Consider the following 13,529-nt stretch of genomic DNA (forward strand, 5'->3'; position numbering starts at 1 on the left):
GCCGCTCAGTCTTGCTGTTTCGCGAACACGTAGCCCACGCCGCGCACCGTGAGGATGCGCTTGGGGTTCTTCGCGTCGACTTCTATGGCCGCGCGGATGCGGCCCATGTGCACGTCGATGGAACGGTCGAAGGCTTCGAGTTCGCGGCCGCGCACGGCCTCCATGATCTGGTCGCGCGTGAGCACGCGGCCCGCGCGCTCGGCCATCGCCACCAGCAGGTCGAACTGGTAGGAGGTCAGGTCGGCCAGCGCTCCGGCCACAGACACGGTGCGTGCATTGCGGTCGATTTCCAGCGTGCCGAAGCGCATCACCGTGGAGGCTTCTGCCTCGGTGGCGTTCTCGCTGCGGCGGCGCAGCACGGCGCGGATGCGCGCCAGCAGCTCGCGCGGCTCGAAGGGCTTGGGCAGGTAGTCGTCGGCGCCGATTTCGAGGCCGATGATGCGGTCCATCGGGTCGCCCTTGGCCGTCAGCATCAGCACCGACACCTTCGACAGCGGGCCGGGCAGCGCGCGGATGCGGCGGCAGACTTCGAGCCCGTCGGTGTCGGGCAGCATCAGGTCGAGGATCACCAGGTCGGGCGCGTGCTGCTGCAGCTGCTCGAGCCCGGCGGCGCCGTCGCCGGCATGGTTGAACGCGAAGCCCGACTGCGTCAGGTATTCGCCCACCATCTGCGCCAGGCGGGCGTCGTCTTCGATCATCAGGAGTTGGGGGGTGCTCATGCGCTTCATGGTCGTCCACAGGGAGCAAGCAGGCTTGAACGCTCCGTAAAGTTGGGTAAACCTCGAATATCCCTGTCAACCGGCGATGCTGCGAAAAGCATAGCGCCGGGGGCAGGGGGCACGGTACTCAGCCCCGGCTGTGCGGCCTCAGCTGCAGCCGCAGCGACAGCGTGGGAGACAGCGGCAGGTCGATGGGGGCCGAACCGTTGCCATTGTCGATGTGCGCCAGCGATTCGAACAGCGGCAACGCCTGCGCCATGGGGTTGATTTCGGCGAGTGACTTCGCGGCCTCCGAGCGCGGCGGAGTGGCGTTGTCGTTGGGCTCGCTGCCGGCCAGCGACCATTCCAGTGCCGCCACGGTCCGTTCGGTCGGTTCGCTGGCGATCACCAGCGCCAGCGCCAGCAGGCCGCGGCTGTCGGTGACGGAGGTCAGCGCACCCACCGTGGGCGCGTCGTAGCCCACCAGCAGCACCGGCTCCTGGTCGCAGGCGCATTGCACCGCAGCTTCGAGCAGGCCCGAGGCAAAGCTGTGCTCGTAGGCAGACACGGCGTTGCTGGCCGCCATGCAGCCGGTGCCGATGGTCCAGTAGCCCACGGCCGCGTTGTGCACCGAGTTGTGGAACTTGGTGGGCGACAGCATCTTCGGGTCGCCTGCGAGCGTGCTGCACATGTAGTCGTTGATCGACAGGTCGCCGTGCGCCGAGGTGAACACGCAGGGCACGTCGGCAGCGTTGCGGCCCGAGCCGGCCAGGGCGGCGGCCGCCACTTCGAGCGCCAGCGCCACGGTATCGGGCGCGCGGCGGCGCTCGGCCGGGGCCAGCACCTGTGGCGACGGGCGCTTGGCGGGCGGGTCGGCCAGCGTGCCTTCGCCGCGGAAAGCGGCGCGCGCGGCCTCCCAGCCGGGCAGCGTGGGCGTCCAGAAGGCGGGGCCTTCGATGTAGAGGGTCGGGGGCGTGGGGGCTTGGTTCATGTCGCTCATGCCGCCTTGCCGAACACCAGCGAACAGTTGTTGCCGCCGAAGCCGAATGAATTGGTCAGCGCATAGCGCACCTCGCCGCGCGCCGGTTCGAGCCTGATCTGCGGGCCGAAGCCTTCGTCCAGCGTGTGGGTGTTGACGGTGCCCGGCATCACGCCGCGCTCGATGGCCAGCAGGCTGATGACGGCCTCGACGATGCCCGCCGCGCCCAGCGTGTGACCCATGAAGCCTTTGGTCGAGCTGGCGTGCGTGCGCGCCGGGAAGCGGCGCGCCACCAGCGCGCCCTCGACCTCGTCGTTCTTCTGGCTCGCGGTGCCGTGCATGTTGATGTAGTCGATGGCCTCGGGGGCGAGGCCGGCGCGCGCCAGAGCCTCGTCGAGCGCGCGTTCGGCGCCCAGGCCCTCGGGGTGCGGCGTCGACATGTGGTGCGCGTCGCTGGCCTCGCCGTAGCCCAGCAGGTGCAGCGGCGCGGCGTCGGCGCCGGTCTGCACGCGCTCGACCAGCGCGAAGCCCGCGGCCTCGCCGAGGCTGATGCCCTTGCGGGTGGCGTCGAAGGGCCGGCACGGCTCGCTCGACACCAGTTCGAGCGAGTTGAAGCCGAACAGCACGCTGCCGCAGAGCGTGTCGGCCCCACCGACCACGGCCGCGTCGGCCAGGCCCAGTCGGATCAGCCGCTCGGCCGAGGCGAACACCTTGGCGCTCGACGAGCAGGCTGTGGAAATGGTCTCGCTCGGGCCGCTGATGCCCAGCACCTGCTGCGTGAACATGGCCAGCGAGTGCGGCGTGTGCACTGCGGCGCGGCGCTGGTTGGGTGGGAACATGCCCTGTTCGTCGAGCTGGGTGTAGGCCAGCTCGGTCTCGCCGATGCTGGCGGTCGAGGTGCCCAGGATCAGCGCGATGCGTGAGGCCCCGTACTTCTCGCGCGCAGCGGCCACGGCCTCGATGAAGCCGTCGGCATGCAGGCCCAGCCAGGCGAGCCGGTTGTTGCGGCAGTCCCAATGGGCGAGCGATTCGGGCAGGCGGATCTCCTCGAGCCCGTCGACGCGGCCGATCCAGGTGGGCAGAGGGGCGTCGCCGAAGTCATTGGCGCGCAGTCCGCTGCGCGACTGCGCGAGCGCGGCGGCCAGCACGTCCTTGCCGACACCCACGGCGGAGGTCGCCGTGTAGGCGCTGATTTGGAGAGGAGAAATTCGGGACGGCACGATCTTGTAGGGGCTTGCTGGCAGGCTCGCGGACGATGGGCGCGCAGGAAGAGGGCGCGAGGGGGAAAGGAGAATGAAAGAAACGAATGTATACCGGCACAGCCTACCAGTTGCGCGGCGCGCGCAGCGTCGGCTGTTTCCTATAGGGCCCAGGCCCTATTGACGGTCGGCGGGCCTTGTGATGGCCGTCATCCGCGAGGCCAGCGCCACCAGCACCAGCACCGGCACGCCCAAGAGCGCGGTGGCGACGAAGAAGGTGCTGTAGCCGTAGGCGTCGACGAAGACGCCCGAATACCCGGCGATGAACTTCGGCAGCAGCAGCATCAGCGAGCTGAACAGGGCGTACTGCGTGGCCGAATAACTGATGTTCGTGAGGCTCGACAGGTAGGCGATGAAGGCCGCCGAGGCGATGCCGCCGGCCAGGTTGTCGGCCGAGACCACGGCGATCAGCGCCGTCAGGTCGTGCCCGCGCGAGGCCAGCCAGGCAAACAGCAGGTTGCTGGCCGCGCTCAGCACCGCGCCGAGCATCAGCACCCGCATCACGCCCAAACGCATCGACAGCACGCCGCCGACGAAGGCACCCACCAGCGTCATGATCACGCCGTAGATCTTGCTGACCGAGGCCACCTCGTCCTTGGTGAAGCCCATGTCCACGTAGAAGGGGTTGGCCATGATGCCCATCACCACGTCGCTGATGCGGTAGATGGCGATCAGCGAAAGGATCAGCACCGCCTGCCATTTGTAGCGGCGGATGAAGTCGGCGAAGGGCTCTACCAGCACGCTCTGCAGCCATTCGGCGGCATTCTTCGCCTTGGGCAGCACGCGCGGCACTGGTTCGGGCGACAGCAGCACCGTGATCACGCCCACCGCCATCGAGGCTGCCATCACCAGGTAAGCCGTCTTCCACGCCCCGTTCTGGTAGGCCGCCGCGCCCGTGACCGCGGCCGCCGGTGCCACCTCGGCCCAGGCCGCGACCCACAGCACGCCCGCGCCAGCCCAGATCATCGCGAGCCGGTAGCCGGTCTGGTAGGCGGCCGCCAGCGCGGCCTGCTTGCGCGTTTCGGCCGATTCGATGCGGAAGGCGTCGAGGGCGATGTCTTGGGTGGCCGAGCCGAAGGCCACCAGCAGAGCGCACCAGATCAGCGGCGTGAGGCCCAGCCGGGGGTCGTTCAACGCCATGCCGATCAGCCCGGCGATCACCACGCACTGCGCCAGCAGCAGCCAGCCGCGCCGGCGCCCGAGCAGCGTGGTCAGCGGCGGCAGCGGCAGCCGGTCGACCAGCGGCGCCCAGACCCACTTGAAGCCGTAGGCCAGGCCGACCCAGCTCAGGTAGCCGATGGTGGTGCGGTCGATGCCCGCTTCGCGCAGTCGGAAACTCAGCGTGCCGAGCACCAGCAGCAGTGGGAGCCCGGCGGAGAAACCCAGCGCCAGCATGCGCAGGGTGGCGGGTTCCAGGTAGACCTTCAGCGCGTCGCGCCAGGGCGGTGAGGGGGTGGTGGGGGTTTCTGCGGGCGAGGCGGACATGAACCCCGGATTGTCCATGAGTGGCGGGGGACATCGGCCAGGGCCTTTGTCTTCATTTGTTCCTATGATCCGCCTCCTATGTGCACACGCTGCGATCGCCCTGTTTCCGCCATTTCTGCCGCTTCTGGGTGGAATCCCCGGCGGGCTTTTCTTCTGGCCGCCGCCGGCGCGGCCCTCGGTGCGCCGGCGCTGGCGCAGGTCGATGTCGGCAACGCCTCGGTGGCGCGCAACCTCGTACCGGCCGACAGGATCGAGGCTGCCGGCGTGCAGCAATACGGCCAGTTGCTCGAACAGGCGCGCGCCAAGAATGCGCTCGCGGGCGACAGCAACCCGCAACTGCAGCGCCTGCGCGCCATCGCCAAGCGCCTCATTCCTTTCGCCACGCCGTGGAACTCGCGCGCCCGCGACTGGAAATGGGAGGTCAACCTGATCGGCAGCAAGCAGATCAACGCCTTCTGCATGCCCGGCGGCAAGATCGCCTTCTTCACCGGCATCCTCGAACAGCTCAAGCTCACCGACGACGAGGTCGCGATGGTCATGGGCCACGAAATGGCCCACGCGCTGCGCGAGCATGCGCGCGCCCGCATGGCCAAGAGCGCGGGCACGGGCGCGGCGCTCTCCATCGGTGCGCAACTGCTCGGCTGGGGCCAGGTGGGCGACCTGGCGGCGCGCGCCGGCACGCAACTCCTCACGCTCAAGTTCAGCCGCAGCGACGAGACCGAGGCCGATCTCGTGGGGCTCGAACTCGCGGCGCGCGCGGGCTATGACCCGAAGGCTTCGGTGTCGCTGTGGAAGAAGATGGCCGCGGCGTCGAAGAACCAGGGCAGCCTGAACTTTCTCTCGACGCACCCGAGTGGGCCGGATCGCATCACGAAGCTTGAAGCGAACCTGCCGAAGGTCGAGCAGCTCTACCGCGACGCGAAGAAGAGCTGACCTGCATGACGCTCTTTCCCCTTGGGGAGAGGGCGGCGGCCTCTAGATAAGAGCCGCGCCTCATCGTCTGCACCTGCCCTCACCCCAACCCTCTCCCCGAGGGGGAGGGGGCCAATCCCCGACACGTTTCAGATCCGCGCCACACAGCGTTTCCGCTGGCACGCCGCTTGCATCTCAACTTGTACACATGTTTGGATGCCTAATGATGGTGCATGAAGAAAACGGAGAAAGCGGATCGCCCGCCGCTGCCTGGATCGCGAAATTCGCGGCCCCCGTGGCGGACGCAGCGGCTGGCAAGGCCCTGGGCTTTGCCCTGCCGCTCGCCGGACTGAGCTTCGCGGTCAAGGACAACATCGACGTCGCCGGCGTGCCCACCACGGCCGCCTGCCCGGCCTTCGACCGCCTCCCCACGGTCCACGCAGCCGTGGTGCAGCGCCTGCTCGAAGCCGGTGCATCCCTGGCTGGCAAGACCAACCTCGACCAGTTCGCCTGCGGCCTGAACGGCACGCGTTCGCCGTACGGCGAAGTGCCAAACGCCTTCGACGCGCGATACGTTTCGGGCGGCTCCAGCTCTGGCTCGGCCTACGTGGTGGCAGCCGGCGAGGTCGACTTCGCGCTGGGCACCGACACCGCCGGCTCGGGCCGCGTGCCTGCCGGGCTCAACAACATCGTCGGACTCAAGCCTTCGCGCGGCCTGCTGAGCACCTTCGGCGTGGTGCCCGCCGCGCAGAGCGCCGACTGCGTCTCGATCTTCGCGCGCACCGTCGCCACCGCGGTCGACGTGCTGCTCGCCGCAGTCGGCCACGACGCGCGCGACCCGTACTCGCGCGACCTGACCCTGAGCCGCAAGCCGCTGCCTGCGCACTTTCGCTTCGGCGTACCTGACAAGCTGAGCTTCTCCGGCGACACCGCCGCCGAACGGGCGTTCAACGACGCGACCGCGCGCCTGCTGGCCATGGGTGGCTCGCCAGTCACCATTTCCTACGCCCCGCTCGCCGAGGCAGCCGCGCTGCTCTATGAAAGCGCACTGGTCGCCGAACGCTACGCCGCGGTGCGCGAGTTCTTCGATGCGCACGGCGACGACGTGATCGAGCCCGTGCGCGGCATCCTTGCGAGTGGCCGCAACTACAGCGCCGCCGACGTGTTCGAGGCCCAGACGCGGTTGCGCGCCATTGCGCAGCAGGTCGAGCCGATGTGGCGCGACATCGACGTGCTGCTCGTGCCCACTGCGCCCACGCACTACACCCGCGAGCAGATGCGCGCCGACCCGGTGGTGCTCAACCGCAACCTCGGCGCGTACACCAACTTCGTCAACCTGCTCGACTACGCCGCGCTCTCCGTGCCCAGCAGCCTGCGCGCGGACGGCCTGCCCTTCGGCATCACGCTGATCGGCCCCTGCGGCAGCGACCTCGCGCTGGCCGACCTGGGCCAGCGCTACCACCACGCCACCGGGCTCGCGCAAGGCGCGACCGGCGTGCCGTTGCCCGAGCCGCGTGCCATTCCTGGCCTCGCCGCGCCGGACGCCGGCACGCTGCCCATCGCCGTGGTCGGCGCGCATCTCTCGGGCATGCCGCTCAACAGCCAGCTCACCGAGCGTGGGGCGACGCTGCTGCGCGCCACCACCACTTCGTCCTCCTACCGCCTGCATGCGCTGCCGGGCACCGTGCCGCCCAAGCCCGGCCTGCAGCGTGTGGTCGAAGGCAATGAAGGCGCTGCCATCGCGCTCGAAGTGTGGGCTGTGCCCCTGGCGCAGGTCGGGAGCTTTCTCGCCCTCATTCCGCCGCCCCTGGGCCTCGGCAGCGTCGAGCTGGCTGACGGCAGCTGGGTGAAAGGCTTCATCTGCGAGGGCCACGCGCTGGCCGGTGCGCAGGACGTGACCCTCCATGGCGGTTGGCGCGCATACGTCGCGAGCCGCGCCACCCCGAGTTCCAACTGACCAGGAGTTCCGATGAGCACCCAAGACAAACCTCCCGCATCGCGTCGCCGACAGCTGCTGCAGGCCGGCGCCGCGGGCCTGGCCGTGCTGGCCGCGCCCGCCATCGTGCGTGCGCAGGGCGCCGCCAAGCTGCGCATCGGCTTCTGGCCCGTGGCCGCCGGCCTGCCGTTCTTCGCGGCGGTCGACAAGGGCTACTTCAAGGAAGCCGGCCTCGACGTCGAGCCGCTCAAGTTCGCCGGCGCGCAGCAGGTGATGGAAGGCATGCTCGCGGGCCGCTGCGACGGCAGCGCCAACGGCACCGGCTCGGCCAACCTCGCCATCGGCGAGATCGCGCAGCCGGGCCTCTTCAAGATCTTCTGCACCAACCCGAGCAACGCCAAATACGTGCTCGACGAATTCATCGTCGCCAAGGACAGCTCCATCAAGACCACGGCCGAACTGGCCGGCAAGAAGGTCGCCTCGGGCCCCGGCATCCAGAACGTCACGCTGTGCAAGACCATGCTGGAGCGCGCGGGCGCCAAGGGCGCGACCGTGAGCGAATTGCCCATCGGCCAGCACGTGGCCGCACTGGTCGCGGGCCAGGTCGACGCCTGCTACACGCTGGAGCCCACCGGCACCGTCGGCCGCATGAACGGCACCACGCGCGTCATCGAGGCCGGCGTGGTCGCCAAGTACATCCTCGGCGACCCGATGGCGCCCTGGCACGGCGGGGCAGCCAGCCTTACCACCGAGTTCATCAAGAAGAACCCCGAGGTTGCGAAGAAGTACATCGCCGCCTACGCGCGCGGCGTGGAGCTGGTGCGCACCAAGCCCGACGAGGCACGCCAGTTCATGAAGGGCTACACCGCCATCGAAGGCAAGCTCACGGCGGAAGTGCCGCTCGCGTCGTACATGCTCTACAACGAGTTCAAGCCCAGCGACGTCGCGTACTTCCAGAAGTTCTACGACCTGTTCACCGACAAAGGCATCTTCGAGAAGAAGGTCGTGGTGGACACGCTCCTCTACAAGGCCTGACGACCATGGCCGACGCAAGCTCGACCACGGCCGCGCCGTGGACCCCGCCGGCCAGCACGGCCACTGCCGCGCCCAAGCCGCCGCTGCGCGACCGCATGCTGCCCTTCATAGGCCCGGTGGTGCTGTTCATCGTGTGGGACCTGGTGGTGCGGCTCGGCTTCATCAAGCCGATATTGCTGCCCACGCCCGCCGACACCATCGCCGCGCTCATCACCGGCCTGGCCGGCGGCCCGCTGCTCACCGACTTCGTCATGACCGTGTGGCGCACCGTGCAGGCCTTCGTCATCGCGGCGGCCATCGGCGTGCCGCTGGGCGTGCTGCTCGGCAGCAACGAGAAGGCGTACCGCAGCGTGGAGTTCCTGATCGACTTCTTCCGCTCCACGCCGTCGTCCGCGCTCATTCCGCTGTTCCTGCTGATCTTCGGCGTGAGCGACGTCAACAAGGTGGCCATCGCGGCCTTCGGCGCGCTGCTCATCGTGGTGTTCAACAGCGCCTACGGCGTCATCAACGCACGCAAGCAGCGCGTGATGGCGGCGCGCGTCATGGGCGCCTCGCGCTGGCAGGTCTTCAAGGACGTGCTGATCTGGGAAAGCCTGCAGCCAAGCTTCGTCGGCCTGCGCTCCGCGGTGTCGATGGCGCTGGTGATCGTCATCGTGGCCGAGATGTTCATCGGCTCCGACACGGGGCTCGGTCACCGCATCATCGATGCGCAGCAGGTGCTCAACGTGAAGAGCATGTACGCGGCGATTCTTGCGGCGGGTGCGCTGGGCTATGCGCTGAACATCCTCTTCCTCATCGCCGAACGCCGCATCGTGCACTGGAGCGGAAGATGAAAGTCACGCAAGACATCGTCCTCAACGGCCCGGTGTATGCCGACGTGCCCAGGCCGGCCTTCAAGCCCGGCCCGGCAGGCACGCACATCACCATCCGCGGCCTCACCAAGTATTTCGCGGGCTGGCCGCTGTACGAGAACTTCGACCTCGACATTCCCAAGCACGCCATCGTCTCGGTGTTCGGGCCGAACGGCTGCGGCAAGTCCACGCTCATCAACATGATCGCGGGGCTCATTCCCATCGATTCGGGCGAGATCCTGTTCGACGGCAAGCAGCGCAAGGACACCAAGATCGGCTACGTGTTCCAGAACTATCGCGAGGCGATGTTCCCGTGGATGCGCACCATCGACAACATCGCCTATCCGCTGAAGCTCGAAGGGCGCAGCAAGGCCGAGGTCGACCGGCGCATGGAAGAACTGGTGGCGTCCTTCGACGTGAAGTTCGACCTGAAGCGCTTTCCGTACGAACTCTCGGGCGGCCAGCAGCAGACCGCGTCGATCATGCGTGCGCTCGCGCCCAACCCCGAGGTGCTGTTTCTCGACGAGCCCTTCTCGGCGCTCGACTTCGAGATGACCCTCTTCATCCGCGAGAAGCTGCAGGAGGTGTTCATGCAGACCGGCACCACCATGCTGCTGGTGTCGCACGACCTCGAAGAGGCGGTGTACCTCGCCGACGAAGTGCTGCTGCTGACCAAGCGGCCCACCAAGGTTGCAGAGATCCTGCGCTATGGCGACGCACGCCCGCGCACCGTCGAGACGCTGAGCACCGAGAGCTTCGTCGCCATGAAGAAGCTCAGCCTCGACATCTTCCAGCGGGAGGTTCGCCGGTGACTCCTGAGATCAACATCCCCGATGTGCTCGCTGAAGTGAGCGCAGTGTTCGCGCGCTACGAGGCGGCGCTGGTCGGCAACGACCGCGCGGTGCTCGACGAGCTCTTCTGGAACAGCCCGCACACGCTGCGCTACGGCTTCTCCGAGAACCACTACGGCCACGCCGACATCAGCGCATTCCGCGCATCGCTGCCCCAGCAGAGCCCGCCGCGCGAACTGCTGCGCACCGTCATCACCACCTACGGCCGCGACTTCGCGACCGCCAACGTCGAGTTCCGCCGCGAAGGCAGCCGCCAAACCGGCCGCCAGAGCCAGACCTGGTTGCGCACGGCCGATGGCTGGCGCGTAGTCGCCGCCCACGTGAGCCTGCTCGGCTGACCCGCGGGCACATTCTTTGCACCCACCTCAAATCCAAGACCGGAGTACGTCATGACCAGCCAATTCAATCGCCGCGATTCCCTCAAGACCCTGGCCGCACTTGGCGCGGCAGGCAGCCTCGGAAGCTGGAGCGCCCTTGCCAGCGCGCAGGCCAAGCCCAAGCCGCTCACCGTGGGCGTGATCTACGTCGGCGCACGCGACGACTACGGCTACAACCAGGCGCACGCCATGGCTGCCGCCGAGATCAAGAAGCTGCCCGGCATCAAGGTGGTGGAGGAAGAGAACGTACCCGAGACCGCCGCCGTGCAGAAGACCATGGCCGGCATGATTTCGCAGGACGGCGCCAAGCTGCTGTTTCCCACTTCGTTCGGCTACTTCGATCCGCACATCCTCGCGGTCGCGCCCAAGAACCCCGACGTGCGCTTCTCGCACTGCGGCGGCCTCTGGACCGAAGGCAAGCACCCCAAGAACGTCGGCAGCTTCTTCGGCTACATCGACGAGTGCCAGTTCCTGAACGGCGTGATTGCCGCGCACATGACGAAGAGCAACAAAATCGCCTTCGTCGCCGCCAAGCCCATTCCGCAGGTGCTGCGCAACATCAACGCCTTCACGCTCGGCGCGCGCTCGGTCAAGCCGAACATCACCTGCAGCGTGATCTTCACGGGCGACTGGTCGATGGCAGTGAAAGAAGCCGAAGCCACCAACAGCCTGGCCGACCAGGGCTGCGACGTGTTCACCATGCACGTCGACGGCCCCAAGGTGGTGGTCGAGACGGCAGCCAAGCGCGGCAAGATGGTCTGCGGCTACCACGCGAGCCAGGCCAAGCTGGCACCCAATGCATACCTCACCGGCGCCGAGTGGAACTGGCTCACTGCCTACAAGACCGCCATCGAAGCCGCGCAAACCGGCAAGCCGCATCCCAACTTCCTGCGCGGCGGTTTGAAGGAGGGCTACGTGAAGATGTCCGCCTACGGTCCCATGGTGCCGGACGCCGCGAAGAAGCAGGCCGACGACATCAAGGCGAAGATGATCGCGGGCACTTTCGACATCTTCAAGGACGGCATCAAGGACAACAAGGGTGCGGTCGTGGTGCCGGCCGGCAAGGTGCTCAAGCAGACCGACCTGGAGCTCGAGAAGATGAACTACCTCGTCGAAGGCGTCGTCGGCCAGGTCTGAGCCGCGCGGCAACAAGCATCGCCATGCGCCACGCGCTCAAGGAATTCGCACTGCCGGTGTTCGCCATCGCGGCGGCACTGCTGGTGTTCGGCCTGCTGGTGGCCTTCGCGGGCGTCGATCCGGTGGAGGTCTGGGCCACGTTGTTCAAGGGCGCGTTCGGCGACTGGTTCTCGTGGCAGAACACGCTGCAGCGCGCTGCGCCGCTGATGCTCACCGCGCTGTGCGTGGCGCTGCCCGCGCGCGCGGGGCTCGTCATCATCGGTGGCGAGGGCGCACTGGTGTTGGGTGGGCTGGCCTGCGCGGCGCTGGCGCATGCGGTGCCGCTGCCCGGCAATGTCATCGGCACGGTGATCGTGTGCATCGCAGGCGCCATCGCCGGTGCGGTGTGGATCGTTCTCGCGGGCTGGCTGCGGCAGTTTCGCGGCATCAACGAAACCATCAGCAGCCTGCTGCTGGCCTACATCGCCATCGGCATCTTCAAGCATCTGGTCGAAGGGCCGCTGCGCGACCCGGCGAGCCTGAACAAGCCCTCGACCTATGCATTGAACGACGGGATGCTGATAGGCGGCATCGGTGGTTCCGACGTGCACTGGGGCCTGGTGATCGGCGTCGTGGCCTGCCTGGGGCTCGGCTGGTGGCTGCGCGCCACGGCTTCGGGCTTCTCGGTGCGCGTGGTGGGTGGCAATCCGCGCACCGCGCAGCTTGTGGGGCTGCCGGCCACGCGGCTCATTCTTTCGGCCTGCGGACTCGGCGGCGCGTGCGCGGGGCTGGCGGGTGCGGTCGAGGTGGCGGCAGTGCACACCAATGCCAATGCCTCGTTGATCGCGGGGTACGGCTACGCGGGCATCCTCGTGTCCTTCATCGCACGGCACAACCCGGTGGCCATCGTGCCGGTGGCGATCCTGTTCGGCGGCTTCGGCGCGGCGGGCAGCCTGCTGCAGCGGCGACTCGGCCTGCCCGATGCGTCGGTGCTGGTGCTGCAGGGTATCGCCTTTGTGCTGATCCTCGCGAGCGAGGGCCTGCGCACGGTCAACTGGAAGAAGTTCGGTGACCGCATGCTGCCCGAAGCCAGGAGCTACACATGACGGCCGACCAATGGATCGCGCTGGTTGCCGGCATCGTCGGCGGCGCGCTGCGCGTCGGTGCTCCATTCCTTTTCGTGAGCCTGGGCGAATGCCTCACCGAGAAATCGGGGCGCATCAACCTCGGGCTCGAAGGTGTGTTGGTGCTGTCGGCCATGGCGGCCTTCGGCGGTGCCTACCTCACCGACTCCGCATGGCTCGGCGTGCTGATCGGCGCGGTGGCCGGTGCGGCGCTCGCGCTGCTGCACGGCCTGCTGTGCTCGCTCGACCGCGTGAACGACGTGGCGACCGGCATCGCTCTGATGCTGCTCGGCACGGGGCTCGCGTTCTATCTGGGCAAGCCGCTCATTCAACCGCAGGCGCCGCAGATTCCCGCGATCCCGCTGGGCTTCTGGAGCGACAACACTGTCGTGCGCTCGGCGCTGCAGCTCAATGCGCTGGTGCCCATCGGCGTCGCGCTCGCAGTGCTGCTGTGGTGGGGCTTCGCGCGCACGCGTGCCGGGCTGCTGGTGCGCATGGCGGGTGACTCGGCGCAGGCCACGCGCGCGCTCGGCTACTCGGTCTCGGGCCTGCGCATCGCGGCCACCACGGCGGGCGGCTTCATCGCCGGGCTCGGCGGTGCGTCGCTCACGCTGTTCTACCCGGGCAGCTGGAACGAAGGCATCTCCAGCGGCCAGGGCCTGATTGCGGTGGCGCTCGTGATCTTCGCGCGCTGGAGCCCGCTGCGCTGCGTGGGTGCGGCGCTGCTCTTCGGCGGCGCGGGCGCCATCGGCCCGGCTCTGCAATCCATCGGCATCGGCTGGGGCTACCACCTCTTCAACACCGTGCCGTATGTGCTCACGCTGGTGATTCTGGTGTTCACCTGCAAGCCGGGTAGCGCGGCCGTCGGCAGCCCCGGCGAACTCTCGTCGACAAGGAGTTGAACGT

At 68.1% G+C, this 13,529-nt stretch carries 13 protein-coding genes; 9 read left to right on the plus strand and 4 right to left on the minus strand.

The window, feature by feature from the left end; all coding sequences use genetic code 11:
- Positions 1-5: 5 nt before the first annotated feature.
- From AC07O3_RS27360 to AC07O3_RS27375, 4 genes are all read right to left on the minus strand, one after another.
- A complete protein-coding gene (locus AC07O3_RS27360) occupies positions 6-728 on the minus strand; it encodes a response regulator (RefSeq protein WP_093053372.1) in 723 nt (240 codons plus the stop codon).
- A gap of 118 nt (positions 729-846) precedes the next feature.
- The gene (locus AC07O3_RS27365; protein ID WP_495340783.1) at positions 847-1,689 is read right to left on the minus strand and encodes a beta-ketoacyl synthase chain length factor; all 843 of its coding nucleotides are present in this window, start codon (positions 1,687-1,689) and stop codon (positions 847-849) included.
- Positions 1,690-1,694: 5 nt separating this feature from the next.
- Positions 1,695-2,897: a beta-ketoacyl-[acyl-carrier-protein] synthase family protein gene (locus AC07O3_RS27370; RefSeq protein WP_495340784.1), complete on the minus strand. Its 1,203-nt coding sequence runs from the start codon at positions 2,895-2,897 to the stop codon at positions 1,695-1,697.
- Positions 2,898-3,053: 156 nt separating this feature from the next.
- Positions 3,054-4,439 (minus strand): AmpG family muropeptide MFS transporter, encoded by a 1,386-nt coding sequence (locus AC07O3_RS27375; RefSeq protein ID WP_093076729.1) that lies wholly within the window; start codon positions 4,437-4,439, stop codon positions 3,054-3,056.
- A gap of 60 nt (positions 4,440-4,499) precedes the next feature.
- Here AC07O3_RS27375 and AC07O3_RS27380 point away from each other — a divergent pair, with 60 nt between their 5' ends.
- The 9 genes from AC07O3_RS27380 (at position 4,500) to AC07O3_RS27420 (ending at position 13,525) form a co-directional block, all read left to right on the plus strand.
- Positions 4,500-5,354 carry a M48 family metallopeptidase gene (locus tag AC07O3_RS27380; protein ID WP_495340785.1) on the plus strand — a complete coding sequence of 285 codons (855 nt, stop codon included), beginning with the start codon at positions 4,500-4,502 and terminating at the stop codon, positions 5,352-5,354.
- 202 nt (positions 5,355-5,556) lie between these two features.
- Positions 5,557-7,290, plus strand: coding sequence for an allophanate hydrolase (gene atzF / locus AC07O3_RS27385; RefSeq protein WP_495340897.1), 1,734 nt, complete (start codon positions 5,557-5,559; stop codon positions 7,288-7,290).
- A 12-nt stretch (positions 7,291-7,302) separates the two neighbouring features.
- Positions 7,303-8,304, plus strand: coding sequence for an ABC transporter substrate-binding protein (locus AC07O3_RS27390; protein WP_495340786.1), 1,002 nt, complete (start codon positions 7,303-7,305; stop codon positions 8,302-8,304).
- Between the two features lie 5 nt (positions 8,305-8,309).
- Positions 8,310-9,137: an ABC transporter permease gene (locus tag AC07O3_RS27395; protein ID WP_489014929.1), complete on the plus strand. Its 828-nt coding sequence runs from the start codon at positions 8,310-8,312 to the stop codon at positions 9,135-9,137.
- A complete protein-coding gene (locus tag AC07O3_RS27400; RefSeq protein ID WP_093175540.1) occupies positions 9,134-9,967 on the plus strand; it encodes an ABC transporter ATP-binding protein in 834 nt (277 codons plus the stop codon). The genes AC07O3_RS27395 and AC07O3_RS27400 overlap by 4 nt, the downstream gene beginning before the upstream one ends.
- Positions 9,964-10,344: an oxalurate catabolism protein HpxZ gene (hpxZ, locus tag AC07O3_RS27405; protein WP_093175537.1), complete on the plus strand. Its 381-nt coding sequence runs from the start codon at positions 9,964-9,966 to the stop codon at positions 10,342-10,344. The genes AC07O3_RS27400 and hpxZ overlap by 4 nt, the downstream gene beginning before the upstream one ends.
- Positions 10,345-10,395: 51 nt before the next feature.
- A complete protein-coding gene (locus tag AC07O3_RS27410) occupies positions 10,396-11,520 on the plus strand; it encodes a BMP family ABC transporter substrate-binding protein (RefSeq protein ID WP_093076738.1) in 1,125 nt (374 codons plus the stop codon).
- A gap of 23 nt (positions 11,521-11,543) precedes the next feature.
- Positions 11,544-12,605 carry an ABC transporter permease gene (locus AC07O3_RS27415; protein ID WP_495340787.1) on the plus strand — a complete coding sequence of 354 codons (1,062 nt, stop codon included), beginning with the start codon at positions 11,544-11,546 and terminating at the stop codon, positions 12,603-12,605.
- Positions 12,602-13,525 (plus strand): ABC transporter permease, encoded by a 924-nt coding sequence (locus AC07O3_RS27420; RefSeq protein ID WP_093053407.1) that lies wholly within the window; start codon positions 12,602-12,604, stop codon positions 13,523-13,525. Before AC07O3_RS27415 ends, AC07O3_RS27420 begins: the two co-directional genes overlap by 4 nt.
- Positions 13,526-13,529 lie beyond the last annotated feature (4 nt).

The organism is Variovorax sp. GW821-FHT09D05, assembly GCF_059416325.1.